Below are 22,409 nucleotides of genomic sequence, written 5' to 3'. Positions count from 1 at the left end.
AATCTATGAAAATTTAACTAGTAATATCACTATAAAGCTATAAATATTAGATAATTTTTAAAAATTTTATTATATTTATAAAACAAAAAATAATTTTAAGATTAGAGATAAAAAGGAGTTATTTTCATCCTCAAATTTTGAGGATGAAATATTAATGAAATTTTAAATATCAAGCCGCAAGGTTAAAATTTATTCTTTTTAACATCAGCTACTATTGTCTTAGCCATTTCATCAATTTGGGCGGTGATTTCATTTGTTGAACTCACGATATCAACATTTTGCTTTGTAATGCTATCAATCTGGCTTACGCTTTGATTTATCATATTTATGCCTTCGCTTTGCTCTCTGATGCTCTCACTCATCTCGTTAATGCTTTGAGTAAGTATATTTGCATTAGTTTCGATCTCACCAAGTGATTTTTGAGTTCGCTCTGCTAGTTTTCTAACCTCGTCGGCAACTACGGCAAAGCCTCTGCCGTGTTCACCAGCACGTGCCGCTTCGATAGCAGCGTTTAGAGCAAGTAGATTGGTTTGATCAGCTATATCTCTAATAATAACGATGATATTTTTAATCTCTTCAGATTGTTTTATAACATCTACAGTCTTTTGACTAATTGCGCTCATTGAGCTGCTCATTTGTTCGATGGCAGCAGCACTTTCTTGGAGAGAATTAGCCTGTGTGCTAGCACCTTGAGTTACTTGCTTCATTGATGCATCTAAATTTTTAGCTTTTTCTTCTAAGAATTGTGCTTGTTTTAGGTTAAATGCAAGCATATTAGCTATCTCTTCGCCAAGCTCGTTTGTTACTAGTTCGACATTGCCTTTAGCATTCAAAATTCTTGAAGTAAAATCAGAATTTCTAAAATCATTAAAAGTTTTTTGGATCATATTTAAATCGCTACCGACTCTTTTTTCCAAAACATCTAGCATTTTATTTAAGACATCTTTTAATTCAATTAGTTTTGGATTAGCTGGAACATCTACTATTCTTGCTTTTAGATTTCCATTTTCTATTGCCTTTGCGGTCTCAACAGATTGAGATACCACTCTAGAGTCTTGATCGGCATTGTCAAAAATTTTAGCAATATTATCATTTATTAGTTTACTCATTACGCCAAATTCATCTTTTGTTGCTACCTTTGAAACAACTGGCTCTTTTATCTCAAAATTTAAAAATCTAAAGAAACTAACCAAAGCATCTGTAATAGTTTTAATCGGATTAAGCGATCTTTTTAGCAAGAAATATACAAACGCAGACAAGACAACTATAAATATAAAGGCTAAAATAATTTGAACTTTTAAAATAGGCAAAGTATGCGAGCTAAAGATATTTTGATCCATTGCTGTTATTGCCAACCAACCTTTGTCATTTATCTCTAACATATAAGCATAGACATCTTCGCCTTTTGTATTTTTATATGCTATTAATCCATTTTCATCAAATTTCTTTTCATTATATTGTTTTATTAGACTCTTTGCGATCTCATGAGGTTTGCCGACTAATTCTTTATTTGGGTGCATTATAACGTTACCATTTTGATCTGTAACAAAAGCATAGCTGTATTCAGTCTTACTGATTTGCGATATATTATTGCTCAACTCCTCAATAGATGCATCTATACCCGTAACTCCAATATTTTTAATAGGTGCAGCAAAAGTTATAACCATCGCATTTAATGAAGCTGCCATATATGGATCAGTATATATTGGTTTATTCTCGGCTTTAGCTTGTTTATACCATCCTCTAACTCTTGGATCGTATCCAGCTTTATTTTGCCCATTTGATCTAAACATAGCCCCATCCTCATATCCAGCGTAAACAAGAGTGATCTCTTTTCCAGATATAGCTTTTGCTTGAGATAAAGCTAAATTTATGCCATCAGCATTCATCGAGCCATCACTTTTCTCACTTATCTTGCTAAGAGTCTCAGCCATTTTTCTATAGCATACTGATTATTGGTAAAAAAGCTATTTAGTGTGATTTTCACATCTTTTAAGATTTGCTTTTGAGTTTGTATTACTAACTCAATGGCTTTATCATGAGCTGTGTTATAGCTAGCTAAAGATATTAGCGAGAATGATATAAATAATGCCAGTATTAGCATTAAAGATATTTTGTTTGCAATTGATCGCATTTACTTTCCTTTTACAAAAAATTTTAAGATGCGATTGTATATTTTTTTATATTAAATAGTATTAAATAATATTAATTACAAAATAGTGATGTATACATTAAATAATAATTTTGAATTATTTTTTCATTTTAGATAGTTAAAGTAAGTGAGATAAAATTAGAATTTAGGGGAGGCAAACCCCTAAATTCGGCTCTAAGATTAAAATTTGTTCTTTCTAACGTCAGCTACTATAGTCTTAGCCATGTCGTCTATTTGATCAGTAATTTCGTTTGTTGTACCAACAATATCAATATTTTGTTTTGTAATACTGTCGATCTGACTTACACTTTGATTTATCATATTTATGCCTTCGCTTTGCTCTCTGATGCTCTCACTCATCTCATTGATACTTTGAGCTAGAACATTTGCGTTAGCTTCGATCTCGCCAAGTGATTTTTGAGTTCGCTCAGCTAGTTTTCTAACCTCATCCGCGACTACAGCAAAGCCTCGTCCATGCTCACCAGCACGTGCTGCTTCGATAGCAGCGTTTAGAGCAAGTAGGTTAGTTTGATCGGCTATATCTCTAATAATAACGATGATGTTTTTAATCTCTTCGCTTTGTCTCGTTACGTCGCTAGCTTTTTGGCTAATGGCGTTCATAGAACTGCTCATCTCTTCTATAGCCGCTGCGCTTTCTTGGATAGAGTCGGCTTGTTTATGAGCTCCGTCGGTTAGGGTTCTCATAGATTCTGCTAGGATTTTAGCTTTTTCTTCTAGAACCTGAGCTTCTTTTAAATTTTCCCTTAGCATATTGCTTACTGCATCGCCAGCGCTTTGAAGGCCTACTATCATATCTCTTAAATCGCTTTCAAGCTCCGGTTTTAGCTCTAGTCTAGGAGTGTAGTCGTTTTTATTATAAGAAGCTAAAACTACGGCTATGCCTTTTAAATTTTCGGAAATAGAAGTAAAGAATTTATTTAGCAGATCTTTTAACTGAACCAAAGCCGGGTTATTCGGAGTAGAGTTAATCTTAGCCCCCATGTGTCCTTTTATCATAAGATTTGCTATACCGTTCATCTCCTCTATTAGGGCGCTGTCTTTTTTAACGCCGTTAAGGACTTTTTCTATATTCTCGTTAATAGATTCGCTCATTCTGCCGAATTCGTCTTGCGTAGTTACTACTAGCTTTTCAGGAGCATTAGGGGTTTCGTAAGTGATAAATTTAAACGCGTCTTCAAGCTTGGTTTGAATAGTTCTAATAGGACTAAGCGATTTTTTAAGAAGAGTAAATACGATAGCCGAAAGTATGACTATAAAAGCTACGGCTAGGATTATTTGAGCTTTTAATAAAGGCAAGGTATTAGACGAAAAAGTATCCGCTCCGATAGCGGCTACGGCTAACCAGCCTTGGTCGTTTATAGGAAGGACTTTGGCGGTTACGTTCTCGCCTTTATAGTTTGTATAAGGGATAAGTCCATTTTCATCAAATCTCTTAGCCGCAAATTCATCGGCCAAATATTTGCTTGCCGGAATCGCTTTACCGACATTTTCAGGATTTGAGTGCATAAGAATAACGCCGTCTTTATTCATTAAATAGACGTAGCCGTATTTCGTTTTACCCATTTCGAGAATTTTTTTACTTAAAGCATCCATATTTAAATCAAGTCCCAAAACACCATCAAAATTTCCATTTTTATTTACTGGAGCGGCAAAACTAACTACCAAAGCATTATATGTAGCTGCTAAATAAGGCTCGGTATAGATAGCACCATTTGCGCTCTTGGCTGCTTTGTACCAACCTCTGGTTCTAGGATCGTAGTTATCAGCTGGAGTCATTCTAGTGCCGTCAGACTGGAAAAAATGTCCATCGCTTTCACGTCCATAAAATACATAAGAAACTAGCGAGCTAGCGTTATCTTTTTGCATTTTTGTTTTTTCCATATACAAGTCATCATTATTTGGTGTATTTTCTATGTCTGAAGCTAACTTTTTGGCTACACCTAAATATTCTTCAAAAAAAGAATCCGTAGTAGCTTTGATGTCACTTAGAATCTGTTCCTGGGTCTGGCTGACCAACTCTACTACCTTACTTTCCGCTGTATAGTAGCTAACTGCTGAAATAGCAGCAAACGAAATAACTAGCAATGAGATGATAATCATCGCTATCTTTGAAGTTATGGACTTCATCTTTCCTCCTTTAAAAAGTTAAAATCACTTTAATTTATCGAAAAAGAATTAAAATTAGTATTAAATTTACCCTCCATTTAATGCTTTTTAAAAATTAATAAAGATATCTTGATAATTAAAAATTTTTGAATAAATTTTAGATCAAAAAATATCATTAAATAAGCTAGTTTTATTTTTTATTCTTTTGCTAGACATAGAGTATAAATTTTTACTTGAAAATCAATAAAATAACGCCTAAAATAATAAGGCAAATGGCTAAAATTTCTTTGTAATTTAGCCTCTCACCAAAAAAGATGACAGCCAAAATAACAGCAAGCACAACGCTAAATTTATCAACCAAGGCCACTTGATAAACCTTGCCTGCTTGCATAGCTTTAAAATACATAAGCCAAGATAGCCCAGTAGCTATGCCACTTAGTATGAGAAAGAGCCAGTTTTTGGGGCTTAAAGAGCTTAGTGGCTGCCATTTTTTAGCCACGCTTAAAAGCAAAACAAGCATCAAAATGACAACGATCGTTCTTATAAATGTCGCAAAATCGCTGTCAATGTCCTTTACACCAAGCTTTGCAAAGATCGCTGTAAGTGCAGCAAAAACAGCTGAAAGAGCTGCATAGATAAACCACTCTGGCATCTTTTTCCTTATAAATTTAAAGGGGCAAATTTGCTTCACCCCACTCTAAATTTAACCCTCATACTCGCTTAGCATGTCGATAGTCGGTGCAAAAAATAGTGCACCAGTTACTGGAGTGCTAAAGTCAAGTAGCCTATCTGAGTTGCCTTTTGGCTCGCCGATAAACATCTTTTTAAGCATCGCCTCAACGGTCGAAAACGTACTCGCATAGGCGATAAAGTAGGTGCCGCTCTTGCTGCCTTCGGTAAATGGCATATTGCCGCGCACGACCTTTTTATCGTCTCCGACATTTGCCGCGGCTGAGTGAGAGTTGCTAGGTTTTTCATCCTCGCTCATCTCGATATCAAGCTGCTTTGAGCGCCCTATAACCTTTTCTTGCTCGCTCACGCTTGTGGCGTTCCACTCTTGCATTTTATGAAAGTATTTTTGTACAAAAACGTAGCTTCCACCCTTAAATTCAGCATCCTCATCGCCCACTTTTGCAAAATGGTCTCTATCCTCGCCATCAGGATTTTCAGTGCCATCAACAAAGCCAATAATCGCTCTGCCGTCGTGATACTTAAATCCTTGCACCTCGTCTACAAGATCAGCAAATTTATATAACACATCCTTTACACTTTGCGCCATGTCAAAGCAGTCAGCCGCGTTTAGCGCACGGATATGGATGTGGATATCGCCATTTGTGCTAACGGCTTCGTGTTTATCGCCCTTGATCGCTTTAAAATTTACAAGCTCTTTTGGCAATTCTTTTGAAATTTCAAGCTTTTTCCAAGCATCATGACCCACACCAAGGACACAGTTTACATTTTCATTTGCACCAAATCTAACCTTTGCGGTTTTATTTAAATTTACAACCAAAGCACAAAGCTTAGCAAAGCCCTCTTTACATGCCTTTTTGTCGCCTTTTAAGACCCATGTTTGAAAGACTGTGTTGTTACCAGGTGTTTGTGTGACCTCTTGTGAATTAAAACTCATTTTTTCTCCTTTAAATTTATGCGATATTTTCTAAATTTAGCTGTGAATTTATCTGCTCATCATTATCGTCAAAAACAAATTCGACCTTGTTTGCCCCAAAGCTTTTTGCGATCGCTTCAAGCGTGTCGCGAGCCGATTTATGTATCTTACCTTGAAGCTGAGAGATAAGGCGAACGCTCATCTTTTTTACTTCACTTCTGGCCTCTTCTATGAGTCTATTTTTATCCTCTTCTATAAATGTGCTTCCAAAAAAGCCATTTAGCGAATCAGGCAGTAAAAATGGTATAAATTTGCCATTTTTCTCATCATAAAATTTCATATCGGCGATTGAGAATTTATACTTACATGGAGGCATTTTTATCTTATAACTAGAGTTTGCGATCTGCATGATCTCGAGCTTTGGACTGGTTAGATCGTAGATAAAATTTATCTCAAACTCAAATATCATCGAAAGCTTCTTTTCGCTTACCAGCCACCTTAGATACTCTTTACCAAAATTTCCAAACGCATGGTCGGTTTTTGTGACGATCTCTTTGCTATATACTTGAAAAACAGATAGCTCGCCTATACTTTTTAGCTGCGAAATTTCCGTGCTGACAGATACATTTTGGCTCTCATCTTTGGCCTTTTTTAACGCCTTATTTGCCCTATAAAATGCAAATACAAGAACTGCAAGCAAAAGGGCTAATATCAAATTTATATATTCACTCATTCTTTCTCCTTTAAAGCTTGCTATTTTAGCCTAAATTTGTAAAGCAAAGGTGAAATTTTACTTTTATTAAAAATCATATTTACATAATTCTTTTAAGATATAAATATAATTAATAATACTTTTGTGATAATATCTTAACTATTTTTTCATATCTTATAGTAAAAATAGCGTAAAAAAGGGATTTTTAAAGTAAATTTTATCATAAATTTTAATATTTTAATTAATAATTTATTTTAAGGATATTATAATCCATTTAAATTTTATGCAAAGGATGAGATGTGAAAAGATCCATTTTAAACAAAAAATGTATTTTGATAAGCGTGGCTTGTTGTGCTCTTTTGTTTGCAAATTCGCTAAATGCTAGCGATCAAGAAGGTGGTAAATTTGGCGACATAAGCAGCTGGCAGAGCGCTGAGTATGAAGCATACTGGGGACTAAAGCGTATAAATGCGGCTATCGCGTACGCTCTTGGAGTGACAGGCAAAGGTGTTACGCTTGGTGTTATGGACTCTGGCGCATTACTTAGCCACCCTGAACTTAGTGACGGTAGGATAAGTGCACTAAAAATTTCTGGCAGCTACTACAAAGACGGACAAAAATATCCAGATACTGAGCACGGCAACTCTCCTTTTTTAAAAAAAGGAAGCACTGACAAAAACAGAGCTGACTTTGGCGACTTTAAAAAAGGTGAAAAATTTGAAGCTGATGGCAACTGGATCGCTGGTGTAAATGACTCACACGGCACACACGTAGCTGGCACGATCGCTGGCTCAAGAGATGGCAATGGGATGCATGGTGTAGCATTTGGCTCAAAACTTATAGTAGGAAATACTGGCGGAACCGACGGTATGACATATGGACCAAACCAAGACTACAACTTCTTTTTAGCATCTTATGAGGGACTAGCCAAAGGTGGTGCAAGAGCCATAAATAATAGCTGGGGTTCAAACCGCAAATTTTATAAAGCTTATGAGGGAGCAACTGGATTTGATGGTGGCAACAGCTTAGATATAAAAGACCTTGACGCAGCCTATAAAAGCTACTATCCATTTGTTACAAAAGGCAAAAATTTCATAGATGCTGCTTATGAGGTCGCTAAAAGATATAGCATCATTCAAGTCTTCACTGCCGGAAATAGAAACGGCATGAAAGAGTCATACACAAGAGCTATGCTTCCATATTTCCGCCCAGATGCTGAAAAATACTGGATAAACGTCACTGGAGTGACAGATGGTGATGCACAACATTTTAATACCGCAGGTCACTCAAAATGGTGGAGTATCGCAGCACCTGGCAAAAGCATAAAATCAAGCACGGTCGATCCTAAAAATGGAAACGCTAGTTACGAGAGCTGGGATGGTACATCAATGGCAGCTCCACACGTCACTGGTGCACTTGGTCTTGTCATGCAAAGATATCCATATATGAGCAACTCTCAAGCAAGAGATGTTTTGCTAACTACCGCAAGACAAGTCAAAGATGAGTTTAAAAAGCCAGCCGACACAAGAAGAATTTCTGGCTTTACTGCGCCCCTTGGCGTACCTGATGAACGCTGGGGCTGGGGAGCACTTGATATGTCAAAGGCTATGTTTGGGCCAGGACAGCTACTAGGTGTATTTGATGTAAGCCTAGACGTAGATGATCTTTACTCAAACAACATCAGCGACGTAGCTATAAAATATAGAAAGACTGAAGATGAAGCAGAGGCACAAATTTGGGCTCAACGCAAGGCCGAGCTTGAACAAATGGCAAATTTAACAGCTGAGCAAAAAGCTGAACTTGAAATAGGAAATGCTAGAGAAAAAGCAAGAGAAGAAAGAGCGAGCGAGGGCTATGAAGGAACACTTATTAAGAGAGGTCAAGGCACTCTAAAACTAGCAGGAACCAACTCATACACTGGTAAAACTATAATAAAAGGTGGCAAAATCACAGCACTAAATCAAGCATTAAAGACAAGTGAAGTAGTCGTTGAAAATGGTGGTACACTTGAGATTGTTAAAGAGATGAGCGTTAGAGAGATTGATAGAAATAGATTTTCTCAAAAGTTATCTTTTAAAGATACAACCAGAAAAAGCTCAGCTGATGTAGTAAATGCGACTATAAAAGCAGGTGGTAGCTATATGGTCTCAAACAATGCAGCAAATTTAAATCTAAAATTTGAGAAGAACTCTATTATAGATGTAAGTGAGCCAGATGTAGATGTCATGAAAAGACTATATGATGATAGCTCAAAGGCAAAAACTTACGCTGTCACCGGAAATTTTAGTGGTTACAACGACACCATCTCAAAAAAATATGCTTTTTTTGATCTTAGTAGAAATTATAGTAACAACAAGCTAGAGCTCACACTTAAAAAATCAGAAAACACGATGACAAGTATCGCAGCTAACGATAACCAAAAGAGAGTAGCACAGCTCATAGAGAGCACTGCTAGCAGGCCAGCACTCCTTGCTTCGCCGTTTAGAAGCAGGCCAGCAGTCATCACGAGCGACCTATATAGGCACTTCATCTACGCTACTCCAAAACAAGCAAGTGACACACTAAAAACATTTGCAAATAATGCAAATTTAGCTCAGCATAATGCATTTTTACTAGAAAGCATCCTACTAAAAAATGCCATCATCAACCACGAATTTGATCCATTTGGAGCAAAAGCAAGTGATGGAAATGGTATGAAATTTTGGTCAAATACCATGGCTAACGCTATAAAATTTGATGATGTAAGAGCAAACTCACTTACTCAACTTTTTGGATTTGATGGTAGCGTAAATGACGCTTTCACACTTGGTGCTGTACTTGGTGCTAGCAACGAAAAAGTAAAAGAAGATGGCGATGACGCCTATAAAACAAAAGGCACAAGCATTGGCATCTACGGAAAAAGCCAGATCGCCAGCACAAAACTAGACCTCGGTCTCATATACACAAATGCAAAACGAAAAACACAAAATGGTGCTACAATAGCTAGCTTTCACTCAAATGAGCATGTAAAAAGCAAAGAAAAAGCACTTACCACTTACGCAAATTTGGCACTAACTAGCTTTAACAGTACAAATTTCTCACTAAATCCTTATGTGGGCGCAAGCTATCTACGTATGAAAACTGATAGCACTAGCCAAAATGTAGGAATTTTCAGAATGGACGTTGATGAAAAAGCTAGAAATTTAGGCATATTTAGCTTAGGCTTAAATCCTAGTGTGCCATTTAGTCTTGGCAACATGAAGATGAAACTTGAAGCTGATCTGGCCTACAACAGACTAGTCGGCGATACAAGAGCAAATATCGGCGTAAATATCGCAAATGCTGGATACTTGGAACTTGAAGGAAAAGAAGTGCGCGATCTTGGCACAGCTAGCCTTGGTATAAAAGCAAATGTTTATAAAAATATAAATTTAGGCCTATCTTACACAGGTACTTTTGCTAAAGACGTGAAGTCAAATAGCGTAAATGCAAAATTTGAAATTTTGTTTTAATAGGTAAAACATGCTCGCTACTTTAAATAGTAGCGAGCCATTAAATTAAAATAGTTGAGTGAAAGAAAAACCGTTTTTAGTAAGAACTTCTTTGATCTTTTCTTGATGCTCAAGACCCTTTGTCTCAAGCGTGATCGTGATATTAGCATCACCGTAATCAAGCCTTGTTGAGAAGCGGTCGTAATCGATCTTCACAATGTTCGCATTTGCTGATTTTAGGCTGTCAGTTAAGCTCATGAGCGCTCCTGGCTTATCCACAAGCGTTATTTGCAAGGTCATCTTGCGGTGAGACTTGATAAGGCCCTTTTCTATAATAATAGAAAGAACTTGCACGTCGATATTTCCGCCACTTAGCACCACGCCTATCTTTGCACCTTTTTTAAATTTTATCTTATCATGCATAAGTGCTGCCACACCAGCTGCACCAGCACCTTCAACTACGATCTTTTGCGTCTCTAGCAAAAACAAAATCGCAGTCGCAATCTCTTCATCGTCAACCTGCACAAACTCATCTACGCACTCTACGATATTTGCCAATGTGATCTCACTCGCATCACGCACAGCTATGCCGTCTGCTATGGTGCGGACTGATTTTGAGTTTATGCTCTTTTTAGCGCCATAGCTATTAAACATAGCTGGAGCACCCTTTGCACCAACGCAGACCACTTTTGTCTTTGGATTGACCTGCTTTATACAGCTTGCCACGCCGCTAGCTAATCCGCCACCACCAACTGGAACGATAACCATATCAAGATCACTTATCTCATCAAGCATCTCAAGCCCCACAGTACCCTGCCCTGCCATGACGTACTCGTCGTTAAATGGATGAACAAAGGTCATGCCTTTTTCTTTGGCGTAATTAACCGCAAAAGCGTACGCCTCGTCAAAGTTATCACCCTTTAAAATGACCTCTGCACCAAGGTCCTTTGTGCCAGCAACCTTTAGAAGCGGGGTTGATTCTGGCATGATGATGCAAGCGTGTACGCCAAATTCTTTTGCGCTTATAGCTACACCTTGAGCGTGGTTGCCAGCACTTGCGGCTACGACACCACGCTTTCTCTCTTCGTCGCTTAGGCTAGCTATTTTATTGTATGCGCCTCTTATCTTATATGCGCCGGTTCTTTGTAAATTTTCTTCTTTCAGGTAAACACTTGCGCCTAAAATTTTACTAAGCTTTGCACTTAGCGCAAATGGGGTCTTAGTCACAAAATGACCGATCGTGATCTTTGCTTGGATGATTTTATTTAGTGAAACCATTTTTTTCAAATTTTCCTTTTTAAAATTATTCTTTTGCCCTTAGTAGCACGCCACACTCGATGTGATGAGTGTTTGCAAACTGATCAAAAATGGCAAATTTTATCACTTTATGGCTTTTACAAAGCTCTTTTAAATTTTCTTTTAGAGTCTCTGGATTGCACGAGATATAGATGATATTTTTAAAATTTTTGATGAAATTTACGACACTTTCGCTTAGTCCTGCACGGGGCGGATCAACAAGGACGTGAGAGAAGTTAAAATCGCTTAAATTTATATCCTTTAGTCTATTAAATTCCCTAACGCCAGCAAATGCACTCATAAGCTCATCAGCATCCATACGCAAAAATTTGATGTTATTAGCCTTGTTTAACTCGCAGTTTTTAAGGGCATTTGCGATCGAGCTCTTTGAAATTTCAGTGGCAAGTACATTATTAAATTTAAACGAAAGCGGAATAGTAAAATTTCCATGTCCGCAGTAGAGTTCAAGGAGATCAGCGCCAGCCTCTACGCACTCTTTTGCCCAAGCTATCATCTTTTCATTTACGGCTCTATTTGGCTGGATAAAGGCATTTTCAGATAGGCTAAATTTATAAATTTCACCACCAACATCTAGCTCATCGATCAAATTTAGCTCACCACTTAGTAGCTTTTGCCCGCGAGATCTGGCAAGTATGGTAACGTCAAGCTTACTGGCTAGAATTTTCATAGCCGCCTCAAACTCACCATCAAGCCTTTTATGGTAAAGAAGTGTGACCAAAATACCGCTTTTACAGGCGATAAACTCCACTCCAAAGAGCTTTGCGCGCAGTATTTCACTCTCTTGTAAGCTGTAAAGTAAGCTTGGCATAAGCTCTGAAATTTGCTCGCAAACCTTTGGACAATCATCTATAAAGACCTTTTTGCCCTTTTCGCTTGCATACATCGTGTAGCTAAGCTTGCTGCCTTCATGCCAGATACCAAATTCAGCCCTCGTACGGTAGTGCTTTGGGCTTGAGCTAAAAACATCAAACTCGCCATCATAAAACTCTGAAAAATTTTGTTTTACAAGATCAGTTTTAAATAAAATTTGCTCATCATAAGGAGTAAAAAGAGTGCAAGAGCCGCACTCTTTTAAATAATTGCAATCCAAATTTATGCTTCCACCTTTTTACCGACAAATCTAACTAGCGCCCAAATCGCTAAAAATCCGCAAGGAAGCGCGATCCAAACGCTAAGACCAAGTGCAACCGGCAAGTAACCAACTAGCACACAAACCGCACAAACGCTAAGCGCATAGACCATTTGAGTCGATACGTGATCGATATGATTACATCCTGCGCCCATTGATGAAAGGATCGTAGTATCCGATATCGGTGAGCAGTGATCGCCAAAGATCGCACCTGTAAGTACGCCTGAGATATTTACGATCATATATGCATGCATCGCATCGCCCTCTAGACCGTAGTTTTTGCCGACTGCATAAGCTAACGGGATAGCCAGAGGCATCAAAATTCCCATTGTTCCGTAGCTCGTTCCAGTCGAGAAGCTAATAAATGAACCAAGGATAAAAACAGCCACTGGCAATATAAATTTAGGCGTTGAAGAGCTTAATAGATCAACCAAATATCTTGATGTGCCAAGCTCTTTGATAACAGCACTAAGGCTCCATGCAAGAAGCAAGATTACAACTGTAATTATCATAGTTTTCCAGCCTTTTACCCATGTGCTGATAGCCTCTTTTACGTCAAAAATTTTACGCCAAACACCCATTGTTATAGCTACGATACTAGCAAGTAGTGCTGCTTGAAATAGCGATGTAGCCGAGTCTGCTGCGCCAAAAGTATCTTTAAATGTAGAAAAAGCAAGCGGATTGGCAAGTGCATTTTTAAGAGCATCACCCTCAAGTGCAGCAAGGCCACTAAAATAAAAACTAGTAAATGCACCAATGACCAGCACAAGAAGTGGCACAACAGCATTTGAGGCACTTAGTTTTACACCCTCTTTTGGCTCAAGTGTTTTATCTTCTAGGTCTTGGATTTGAGTTTTACCTGAGTGAAGCTCGCCTCTTCTAGCACGTCTTTCAGCTAACAGCATTGGTCCGTATTCACGTTGCATCAAGGCAGTACAAACTATGAAAAATAGTATAAAAAGGTTGTAAAATCTATATGGAATTGTCTCGATAAATATAGAATAAGCGTTAATTCCAGTCTCTCCAACTAGTTCATAGCCCTTTTCGATGAGTGAAACCTCAAGCCCAACCCATGTCGAGATAATAGCAATACCAGCGATCGGTGCCGCAGTAGCATCTATGATAAAAGCTAGCTTTTCGCGGCTTATTTTAAATTTATCGCTTATTGGTCTCATAATTGGACCTACTATTAGAGCATTTGCATAGTCATCAAAAAATACAAAAATTCCCATGAGCCATGTTGAAATTTGAGCTGAAATGCCGCTTTTTGCCTTTTTACTAAGCCAAAGAGCAACAGCCTTTGTACCGCCCATCTTTGTGATGAGTGCGACCACACCACCGATACAAAGCACTTGAAGCAAAATACCTGAATCAGTCTTATCAGCCATTGATTCAACGACCCTTGAGACGATACCTGTAAAGCCTTTTACGATGCCCATAAAGATGTTTTCATTGATGATGTTTATGAGAAACGTTCCGCTAAAAACACCTATAAATAGCGACAAGATGACGTCTTTTGTGATAAAAGCAAGTGCTATTGCCACAACAGGCGGTATAAGCGTAAATACGCCATAAATTTCAGCGTTTCTCTTTGCCACTTCTGGATCGACACCAAAAAGCGCAACGCTAAAAAAAAGTAATAATAAAATTTGTCTCACAAGAACTCCTTAAAATTTTTCTATCGCAAGCCCAGCCCAAGTCTGCGTATTTGCCATGACTTCGACCCTGTTTATGTTGACACTTCCGGGCATATTTAGACAATTTACCAAAATCGTCGCGATATCCTCAGATGTGATGAAATTTGTATTTTCATAAAGACTATTCGCCTTTACTTTATCTCCTCTAAACCTAACCTCGCTAAATTCGGTCTTGCAAAGCCCCGGCTCGATGTTTGTCACCCTGATATTTGTACCAACTAGATCGTTTCTTAAATTTAGACTAAACTGCTTCACAAAGGCCTTTGTAGCACCATAAACGTTGCTTCCAGGATATGGCCATGAGCCAGCTGTCGAGCCTAGGTTAAATATATAGCCCTTTTCTTGCTTATAAAGTAGTGGCAAAACCGCCTTTGTCGAGTAGATAAGACCCTTGACGTTGGTGTCTATCATCGCCTCAAAGTCCTCCACCTTCGCATCTATCGTCTTCTCAAGCCCAAGCGCCATGCCAGCGTTGTTTACAAGCACTTCGATGTCCTTAAATTTATCAGGCAGGCTCTCTACCGCCTTAAAAACAGCTTCTTTATCGCGTATATCAGCTACAATGATATGCGTATCGCCAAGCTCTGCTGCAAGCTTCTTTAGCCTATCTTCTCTCCTTGCAAGAGCGACTATCTTGTAGCCCTCTTTTGAGAGTCTTCTGGCGATCGCCTCGCCAAATCCAGATGTTGCACCGGTTACAAAAGCTGTCTTTTTCATGATTTTTCCTAATTGAAATTTGGTTTTAAACCCAAATTTTCTAAAAATTTGATCGTCTTTTCGTTTTGTTCTTTCAAGGCATAGTCAAGCGCGTTAAATCCAGCGTCATCAGTGGCGTTAATATCAGCACCATTATCCATCAAAAGTTTTAAAATTTCTGGCGTTGCATGAGCTGATGCATGCATAAAAACGCTTCTGTTTGTATGCTCTAGACCGCATGTATCTTCAACCTGCGTCATACCCAAATTTATCATATTCATCTTGGCATTTTCGTCTATGTAGCTCTCGTTTGCATTGGCACCATTTTTTAGCAAAAGCTCACAAAGTGACTTATCGTTAAACTGCACAGCATAAAAAAGCACACTTTTTCCAAAGAAATTTTTATGATTTACATCGGCTTTATTTACAAGTAAAATTTTTACATTTTCTATATTTTTTAAAGCAAAAAATAGCGGCGTCTCATCACCTAAATTCACATCGGCTCCACGCCTTATGATCTCTTTTATCATATCGCTACTTTTTTCGTTTAAAAGTGCGATATTAAGCAAATTTGTAAGCTCAGCGGTACTGAAATTTTTTGAGTAGAGTAAATTTGCCAGCTCATCGGAATTTATCCTTTGAGCCATCATATTTTGCTCAGGTGTTAAAATTTTAGCTTTATTTACACTTTTACCAACACTAAAAGTCAAAAACTCATTTACCACACTAGTTGCGTAGTAAGCGGCACTTGCCGTATCAAGTCCCAGGCTTTCATAAAATTTTACAAGCGGAGTTTGAGCGTTTTTGTAAGCTTCGATAAATTTTTTATACTTTAAAAAATTAAATAAGCTCTCGTTTGCCCAGTATCTAAGATACTCCATTCTAGCATCTTTTTCACCCTCTGCAATCTCTGGCTTTGCAAGCTCCTTTTGATAAAGCTCAGGTGCGAATGACGCTTTTAGCAAAAGCCATCTAAGCTTGTTTAAATTTTCTTTATAAACTCTATCACCAACGCAACTTTGAGACTCGCTTCTCACAGCCACACTCGCATCAAAAAGCTCTTTTACCTCTTTTAAATTTAAAAGCGAACCATCACAGTAAAATAGCTCTTCATTCGCGTAAGCAAGATCATTTGGAGTAGTTTTAAAGCTCTCTTTTTTGGCAAGATCACTGCACTCTAAAGCGTGTAAATTTATCAAAGAACAAACGCTAAAAAAGAGAAAAAAAACTACTTTTTTCATCAAAGCTCCTTAAAATTTCGCGATATTGTAACAAATTTATATTCTAAACTCGCTTATTTCATTAAAATTTAGATATTTATAAATTTCATCTTTATTTGAGCAAAGACTATCTTTTACTATCTTTTTATATTCATCTACGCTTGGCAAACGTCCAAGTAGTGCACAAACGGCGGCTAGCTCGGCACTTCCTAGATAGACCTTTGCGCCTATGCCCATTCTATTGTCAAAATTTCTAGTTGATGTAGAAAATACCACTGCATTGTCATTTACTCTTGCTTGATTACCCATACAAAGCGAGCAACCTGGCACCTCTGTCCTAGCCTCCAGCCTCTTAAATATCTCATAAACGCCTTCATTTTCAAGTGTGCTTTTGTCCATCTTTGTCGGCGGTGCTATCCAAAGCCTAGTTGTAAGCTTACTCTCGTGCTCCAAAATTCTAGCAAGTGCCCTGTAATGGCCGATATTTGTCATACAGCTTCCCACAAAAACTTCATCTATTTTATGCACTCTTTTGTCATCAGCTAAAATTTCACTTAGCGTTGCCACATCGTCTGGGTCATTTGGACACGCCAAAATCGGCTCATCTATCTGAGCTAGATCAATTTCTAAAATTTCAGCGTAACTTGCATCCTTGTCGGCTCTTAAAAGCGTTGGGTTTTCTAGCCATTTTTGCATCTTCTCTTTTCGTCTAGCAAGCGTCTCATGGCTCTCATACCCTGCTTTTATCATCGCATCAATTAGCGCAACGTTTGAGCGAACATACTCCACTACGCTAGCCTCGCTTAAATTTACCACGCAAGCAGCCGCCGAGCGCTCAGCCGAAGCGTCACTTAGCTCAAATGCCTGCTCCACTTTTAGGCTCTCTAACCCTTCTATCTCTAAAATTTTGCCCGCAAAAACATTCTTTTTATTTTTCTTTTCAACGCTTAAAAGCCCTTTTTTGATCGCAAAATACGGTATCGCATTGACTAGATCCCTAAGCGTCACGCCATCTTTTAGCTCGCCTTTAAATTTGATCAAAACTGACTCTGGCATATTTAGTGGCATCATCCCAAGTACCGCTGCAAACGCCACTAGGCCGCTGCCCGCTGGAAAACTAATGCCAATAGGAAATCTCGTGTGACTATCGCCTCCAGTGCCCACCGTATCAGGCAGTACCATGCGATTTAGCCACGAGTGGATGACACCATCGCCTGGCTTTAGACTCACACCGCCACGTAAATTTATAAATTTTGGTAGGCCCTCATGCATCACAAGATCGCTTGGCTTTGGGTAAGCGGCCGTATGGCAAAAGCTTTGCAAAACAAAATCCGCGCCAAAACTAAGGCTAGCAAGCTCTTTTATCTCATCTCTAGTCATCGGCCCAGTCGTATCTTGCGAGCCAACAGTTAAAATTTCTGGCTCCACATAAGCCCCAGCTATCACGCCAGCTACGCCGCAAGCCTTACCGACTATCTTTTGAGCCAGCGTATATCCACCGCTCTGCTCTTTTGGCTGATCTGGCTTTATAAAAATTTGCTCCTCGCCAAGCCCCAAGGCCTCTCTGGCCTTTTTGGTCACTTGACGTCCTATCATAAGTGGTATCCTGCCACCCGCTCTTATCTCATCGCTTAGGGTGTTTGGACTAAGTTTAAAATTCGCCACGAGTTTTTTCTCAGTGCCTGCAAGCTTATAAATTTCGCCTTTAAATGGATAAATTTCTATCTCATCGCCCATCTCAAGCTCATTTACGTTTGCAACTATCGGCAGTGCACCACTATCTTCAGCGGTATTAAAAAATATCGGAGCTATAGTAGTGCCTATCACGATGCCGCCCGTTTTTTTGTTTGGCACACCCTCTATCTCATCGCCCAAATGCCACTGGATCGAGTTTATGCCGCTCTTTCTGCTGCTGCCAGTGCCAACCACGTCACCAACATACGCTACGCTTTTGCCACGACTTTTTAGCTCCTTTAGGATTTCTAAGCCTTCAGGCATCTTTTTAACAAGCATTGCTTTTGCATGAAGTGGTATGTCGGCCCTTGTATAGGCCTCGCTCGCTGGACTTAGGTCATCAGTATTTGTCTCACCTGGTACCTTAAAAACGACTGCGTTTATACAGGTTTCGATTGGCTTTTTATGCGTAAACCACTCCGCATTTGCCCAAGAAGCAAGTACATCTTTTGCAAATTTATTGTTGCTACTTAGTTTTACTATCTCATCAAAATATTCATGCACCAGGATGATATTTTTTAGCTCATTTGCAGCAGTGCTTGCGATAGTTTCGTCGCTATTTTTTAGAGCTCGCACCAGAATTTCCACGTTATATCCGCCAAGCATCTTGCCTAAAATTTTAATGGCACGCATAGCGTCAAGACCGCTAACAGCAAGCCCATCTATCACTTCACCAAGAAAGTTTGCCTTTATCTTCGCTGCGTCATCAACGCCGGGATTGATACGAGTTTCAAGCAAACTTATAAGAAATTTTAGCTCGCTTTGTGCTTTTTCATCGCCGCTAGACTTGCTGGCAAGCTTTATTAGCTCGCAAACTTCATTTGTTTGCTTGGCATTTAATGCAAGCGGTGGCACGCCCTCTTTTTTTCGCTCACTCACGTGTTTTTCGTAGTCGGTAAAAAAGCTCATAAAATTCCTTTGTGGTTTTTTGCTCGTTATTTTTAGTCTAAAAATCGCTAGTTTTGCTTGCATTTTATCAAAAAGCAAAGCAAACTAAAGTAAAATTTGCCCAAATTTTCAAATTTCAAGGAGCAAATGTGTCAAAAGCTTACCTAAAATCCCCCATTGGAATTTTAGAAATCGTTGCCAGCAAAAATGGAATTTGCGAGATAAATTTTGTAGATAAATTTGAAAAAATAGCGGTAAAAGATGAAAATTTAAAGCTTTGCTTGAATGAGCTAGAGGCTTATTTTAATGGCAAGCTTAAAAAATTTAGCGTGAAGCTTGATATAAAAACAACTAATTTTAGAGCAAAAATTTATGAGGCCTTACAAAAAGTACCATACGGAGAAACGACTACATACGCAGCTCTTGCACTTGCCGTAGGCCACAAAAATGCCTACCGAGCAGCAGGCTCGGCCAATGCTAAAAACCCAGTGCCTATCATCGTCCCTTGCCACAGAGTGCTAGCTATCAGTGGGCTTGGCGGATACTCTGGCGGAGATGGTCTACCAACTAAAATTTGGCTTTTAGAGCATGAAGCAAAGCATAAATAGCTAAAAATTTACAGCAAAATAAAAGTCCATAAAATTTTAAAATTTACAAGCGAACATTTTTAAAATTTATCAGAGTATTTGAAACGCATGCAGTGCTTTAGCGCCATTGTATACATCTTGAATGTGAGGGATCTAGCGGATTTAAAAAGTGAGATAAGAGGACGTCCTCATAATTCAAGCCCCATTGTCTCTCTTTTGAATAAAAAGGAATTTACAAATTTAATCAAGCTGTCTTTACAAATTTTAAAATTTCATTCACTCGCAAGAACTAAAATCTAAATCCGCTTACCACTTTGTTCAAATTTTAGAGCCGAAATTACTCGTTTATGAAATTTTAAAATTTACTTGACACTCATTTGATTTAACAAAGCAAATTTGCAAATTTTAAAACTTTACTCACTTGTCTTAGCAACTTACCAAATTCAGGTTTTATTATTTGCTTGTCACTGAAATCGAAGCGTGATATGCTCGCTCATAAATTTTAAAATTTGTTTTTCTCTAGTGTGCTGCATGTGCTTATAATGTTTAAATTATTAATTGCTTTTATGCGTTATATGGCTTTTTGTTTGGATTTTAGAATCGTCAAAATTTATAAATTTCTCTAGCCCTAATCTTACTTAGGACTAGAGAAAAATTATTTTTTAGCTACAAGAGCGTTTTTCAAAACATCCTCTATCGTATCTACGGCAATGATCTTCATATCACCCTTTACTTCAGCTGGTATATCTACAAGATCGCGGTCGTAGTTTTTACGAGGTATCAGAGCTGTTTTGATACCGGCTTTGTGAGCAGCAATGAGCTTCTCTTTTAGACCACCGATCGGTAGCACTCTACCAGTTAGCGTGATCTCACCAGTCATTGCTATGTCGTGTCTTACCTTTGTATCGGTTAATATCGATGCGATCGCAGTTGCCATCGTGATGCCAGCGCTTGGTCCGTCTTTTGGCACCGCGCCCTCTGGCACGTGTAAGTGAAGGTCATAGCGCCTATAAACATCGCTGGCTTCGAGTTTACGCTTATCGTCATCTAGTTTTGGCACGATCGCCATAGGTACTTTGAGTTTTTTGTTATCGATTAGCACTTTTACCACGCTAAACGCGATCTGCGCGCTCTCTTTCATCACGTCGCCTAGCTGGCCAGTGATCTGCATATTGCCTTTGCCCTGGATCCTGATAGCCTCTATCCTTAGCACGTCGCCACCTACACTCGTCCACGCAAGGCCATTTACCAAGCCGATCTGGTCTTTCTTGTCCGCTGGCTCGATCTCATAGACCTTTTTCTCTAAAAACTCTTTTAAATTTTTAGCCGTGACGCTGATCTTGCCTTCGTTCTTTTTGGTGAGGATATTTTTGGCGACTTTTCTTAGTATATCAGCGATCCTGCGGCGTAAATTTCGCACACCACTCTCTCTTGTGTAGTCGCTGATGATTAGCTCAAGTGCCTCTTTGCTGATGTTCACATCACTTGGTTTTAGCCCGTGCTTTTTGAGCTCCTGAGGCAAGAGATATTTTTTAGCGATCTCAAATTTCTCTTGTGGGGTGTATGAGCTAAGCTCGATAAACTCCATCCTATCTCGAAGTGCGGCTGGTATCATACTCACATCATTTGCCGTGGCGATAAAGATGATCTTACTAAGATCGATGTTGAAATTTAAGTAGTAGTCTCTAAATTTATTATTTTGCTCAGGATCTAAAATTTCAAGTAAAACCGCGGTCGGATCGCCTCTGTAGCTTCTGCCAACCTTATCGATCTCATCAAGAACCACTACTGGATTCATCTGCTTGGCTTCTATGAGCCCCTGCACGATACGCCCTGGCATAGCGCCTATGTAGGTGCGGCGGTGGCCTCTTAGTTCGTTTACATCCTCAAGTCCACCAAGCGCGATCCTAACTAGTTCACGCTTTAGCGCCTTTGCGATCGAGTTTGCAAGGCTTGTTTTGCCCACGCCTGGAGGGCCTGCAAAGCATAAAATAGCGCCATTATTTACCTTTTCGCCAACGCCTCTAAGCTCCAAAAGCTCACGCAAAGCAAAATACTCCTCGATGCGCTCTTTTGGCTTTTCAAGGCTGTAGTGATCGGCATTTAAATGCTTGCTCACCTCGGTGATAGAGGACTTTTTCTTAGCTATATTTTCAAATGGAATTTCTAAAACCCAGTCAAGGTAGCTTTGCAAAGTGTTTGCGTCAGCTGAGTCTGGGTGCATGCGCGAGAGCTTGTCTATTTGCTTTTTGATCTCTTTATAAGCGTCTTCAGCCATAAATTTCTTCTTCGCATCAAGCTTTTTGCGGTACTCCTCAAGCTCCTCTTCACGGCTAGTATCCGCTCCAAGCTCGGCTTGAATTTGCTTTAGCTGCTCTTTTAAAAAGTACTCTTTATTTGTCTTATCGATCTTTGAATGGACCTTATTTTTGATCTCTTTTTGAAGCTTATTTGCCTCGATCTCTTCGATAACGTAGTCGATGAGCTTTAGTAGGCGTTGCTCTAAATTTTCCTCTACAAAAAAACTATAGGCAATCTGTTTTTTTAGGCGAAGTGCGCTTGAGACTAGATCACAAACCCTGATCGCTTCAGCACTCTCATCGATCGTCTTTAAAAGATCTGGTGGAAAAAAGTGGCTAAACTGCGAAAGCTCTCTTACTTTTTCTCTTAAAACAACGATTAGCGCATCAGTTTTGACCTGAGATGGACGTTTGACATGGAGCATATCAACGATAGCCCGAAGTGGGTTTATGCCTGATTGTTTTAAAATTTTACCTTTATTAATGCCCTGAAATAGCACCTTAACGCGTCCATCAGGTAGCGGAACACGGCGCATTATCGTGCCGATAACACCAGCATCATAGATACCATCAAAGTCTCTAGCACCGTCTTGCTGAGGCTTTGTAGGCACCACAAGGATCGGAGTCTCTTCTTGTATGGCGAGTTCAAGTGCCTTTAAATTTTCATCATCGCTTAAAAAAAGCGGAGTTATCATAAATGGATATAAAAATAGCTCATCCTCAACGATAATGGGGATTTCGGTTGGGAAGCCTTTATTTTCGTTTATTTGCAAA

General features: G+C 39.0%; 15 protein-coding genes and 2 pseudogenes. 2 read left to right on the top strand and 15 right to left on the bottom strand.

The window, feature by feature from the left end; translation table 11 throughout:
- Positions 1-182: 182 nt before the first annotated feature.
- The 8 genes and pseudogenes from F3G75_RS09635 to F3G75_RS04940 form a co-directional block, all read right to left on the bottom strand.
- Positions 183-707 carry a methyl-accepting chemotaxis protein gene (locus F3G75_RS09635; RefSeq protein ID WP_159070040.1) on the bottom strand — a complete coding sequence of 175 codons (525 nt, stop codon included), beginning with the start codon at positions 705-707 and terminating at the stop codon, positions 183-185.
- 675 nt (positions 708-1,382) lie between these two features.
- Positions 1,383-1,889, bottom strand: a pseudogene (locus F3G75_RS09610) (cache domain-containing protein); the annotation flags it as partial.
- A 20-nt stretch (positions 1,890-1,909) separates the two neighbouring features.
- Positions 1,910-2,134 (bottom strand): hypothetical protein, encoded by a 225-nt coding sequence (locus F3G75_RS09425; protein WP_223154344.1) that lies wholly within the window; start codon positions 2,132-2,134, stop codon positions 1,910-1,912.
- Between the two features lie 198 nt (positions 2,135-2,332).
- On the bottom strand, positions 2,333-2,773 hold the full coding sequence (locus tag F3G75_RS09605; protein ID WP_374057417.1) for a methyl-accepting chemotaxis protein: 441 nt from the start codon (positions 2,771-2,773) through the stop codon (positions 2,333-2,335).
- 726 nt (positions 2,774-3,499) lie between these two features.
- Positions 3,500-4,273 (bottom strand): annotated as a pseudogene (locus F3G75_RS09600) (cache domain-containing protein); the annotation flags it as partial.
- 235 nt (positions 4,274-4,508) lie between these two features.
- Positions 4,509-4,931, bottom strand: a complete 423-nt coding sequence (locus F3G75_RS04950) for an EamA family transporter (RefSeq protein WP_149716777.1) — start codon at positions 4,929-4,931, stop codon at positions 4,509-4,511.
- A gap of 51 nt (positions 4,932-4,982) precedes the next feature.
- Positions 4,983-5,906 carry a Dyp-type peroxidase gene (locus tag F3G75_RS04945; protein ID WP_149716776.1) on the bottom strand — a complete coding sequence of 308 codons (924 nt, stop codon included), beginning with the start codon at positions 5,904-5,906 and terminating at the stop codon, positions 4,983-4,985.
- A gap of 16 nt (positions 5,907-5,922) precedes the next feature.
- The gene (locus tag F3G75_RS04940) at positions 5,923-6,618 is read right to left on the bottom strand and encodes a DUF4230 domain-containing protein (protein WP_149716775.1); all 696 of its coding nucleotides are present in this window, start codon (positions 6,616-6,618) and stop codon (positions 5,923-5,925) included.
- A gap of 278 nt (positions 6,619-6,896) precedes the next feature.
- Here F3G75_RS04940 and F3G75_RS04935 point away from each other — a divergent pair, with 278 nt between their 5' ends.
- Complete coding sequence (locus F3G75_RS04935) at positions 6,897-10,088, top strand: S8 family serine peptidase (protein ID WP_149716774.1); 3,192 nt, start codon at positions 6,897-6,899, stop codon at positions 10,086-10,088.
- A gap of 45 nt (positions 10,089-10,133) precedes the next feature.
- Here F3G75_RS04935 and ilvA read toward each other — a convergent pair whose 3' ends face one another.
- Genes ilvA through F3G75_RS04905 form a run of 6 tightly spaced genes read right to left on the bottom strand, consistent with a single transcriptional unit; the run spans position 10,134 to position 18,769 of the window.
- Positions 10,134-11,345: a threonine ammonia-lyase gene (gene ilvA, locus F3G75_RS04930; RefSeq protein WP_149716782.1), complete on the bottom strand. Its 1,212-nt coding sequence runs from the start codon at positions 11,343-11,345 to the stop codon at positions 10,134-10,136.
- A gap of 25 nt (positions 11,346-11,370) precedes the next feature.
- A complete protein-coding gene (trmA, locus tag F3G75_RS04925; protein WP_149716773.1) occupies positions 11,371-12,474 on the bottom strand; it encodes a tRNA (uridine(54)-C5)-methyltransferase TrmA in 1,104 nt (367 codons plus the stop codon).
- Positions 12,475-12,476: 2 nt separating this feature from the next.
- Positions 12,477-14,171, bottom strand: coding sequence for a Na+/H+ antiporter NhaC family protein (locus tag F3G75_RS04920; protein WP_149716772.1), 1,695 nt, complete (start codon positions 14,169-14,171; stop codon positions 12,477-12,479).
- Positions 14,172-14,180: 9 nt separating this feature from the next.
- Positions 14,181-14,927: an SDR family NAD(P)-dependent oxidoreductase gene (locus tag F3G75_RS04915; RefSeq protein WP_149716771.1), complete on the bottom strand. Its 747-nt coding sequence runs from the start codon at positions 14,925-14,927 to the stop codon at positions 14,181-14,183.
- Positions 14,928-14,935: 8 nt separating this feature from the next.
- Entirely contained in the window at positions 14,936-16,147 is a 1,212-nt protein-coding gene (locus F3G75_RS04910; protein WP_149716770.1) for an ankyrin repeat domain-containing protein, read from the bottom strand.
- A gap of 36 nt (positions 16,148-16,183) precedes the next feature.
- Positions 16,184-18,769 (bottom strand): bifunctional aconitate hydratase 2/2-methylisocitrate dehydratase, encoded by a 2,586-nt coding sequence (locus F3G75_RS04905; RefSeq protein WP_149716769.1) that lies wholly within the window; start codon positions 18,767-18,769, stop codon positions 16,184-16,186.
- A 128-nt stretch (positions 18,770-18,897) separates the two neighbouring features.
- Here F3G75_RS04905 and F3G75_RS04900 point away from each other — a divergent pair, with 128 nt between their 5' ends.
- Positions 18,898-19,356: a methylated-DNA--[protein]-cysteine S-methyltransferase gene (locus F3G75_RS04900; protein ID WP_149716768.1), complete on the top strand. Its 459-nt coding sequence runs from the start codon at positions 18,898-18,900 to the stop codon at positions 19,354-19,356.
- Between the two features lie 634 nt (positions 19,357-19,990).
- On the opposite strand, the gene lon is transcribed toward F3G75_RS04900, so the two are convergent.
- Positions 19,991-22,408, bottom strand: coding sequence for an endopeptidase La (gene lon / locus F3G75_RS04895; protein WP_149716767.1), 2,418 nt, complete (start codon positions 22,406-22,408; stop codon positions 19,991-19,993).
- Position 22,409 lies beyond the last annotated feature (1 nt).

The sequence above is a fragment of the Campylobacter concisus genome, from assembly GCF_902460705.1.
Lineage (GTDB): Bacteria > Campylobacterota > Campylobacteria > Campylobacterales > Campylobacteraceae > Campylobacter_A > Campylobacter_A concisus_Z.
Note: the sequence above shows the minus strand (reverse complement) of the source record. Positions and strands in the feature narration are given on the sequence as shown.

What these genes read in the sequence shown, in the direction of transcription:
- F3G75_RS09635 (WP_159070040.1), bottom strand. Translation starts at nt 707, where the DNA reads ATGAAGCAAGTAACTCAAGGTGCTAGCACACAGGCTAATTCTCTCCAA.
- F3G75_RS09425 (WP_223154344.1), bottom strand. Translation starts at nt 2,134, where the DNA reads ATGCGATCAATTGCAAACAAAATATCTTTAATGCTAATACTGGCATTA.
- F3G75_RS09605 (WP_374057417.1), bottom strand. Translation starts at nt 2,773, where the DNA reads ATGAACGCCATTAGCCAAAAAGCTAGCGACGTAACGAGACAAAGCGAA.
- F3G75_RS04950 (WP_149716777.1), bottom strand. Translation starts at nt 4,931, where the DNA reads ATGCCAGAGTGGTTTATCTATGCAGCTCTTTCAGCTGTTTTTGCTGCA.
- F3G75_RS04945 (WP_149716776.1), bottom strand. Translation starts at nt 5,906, where the DNA reads ATGAGTTTTAATTCACAAGAGGTCACACAAACACCTGGTAACAACACA.
- F3G75_RS04940 (WP_149716775.1), bottom strand. Translation starts at nt 6,618, where the DNA reads ATGAGTGAATATATAAATTTGATATTAGCCCTTTTGCTTGCAGTTCTT.
- ilvA (WP_149716782.1), bottom strand. Translation starts at nt 11,345, where the DNA reads ATGGTTTCACTAAATAAAATCATCCAAGCAAAGATCACGATCGGTCAT.
- F3G75_RS04915 (WP_149716771.1), bottom strand. Translation starts at nt 14,927, where the DNA reads ATGAAAAAGACAGCTTTTGTAACCGGTGCAACATCTGGATTTGGCGAG.
- F3G75_RS04910 (WP_149716770.1), bottom strand. Translation starts at nt 16,147, where the DNA reads ATGAAAAAAGTAGTTTTTTTTCTCTTTTTTAGCGTTTGTTCTTTGATA.
- F3G75_RS04905 (WP_149716769.1), bottom strand. Translation starts at nt 18,769, where the DNA reads ATGAGCTTTTTTACCGACTACGAAAAACACGTGAGTGAGCGAAAAAAA.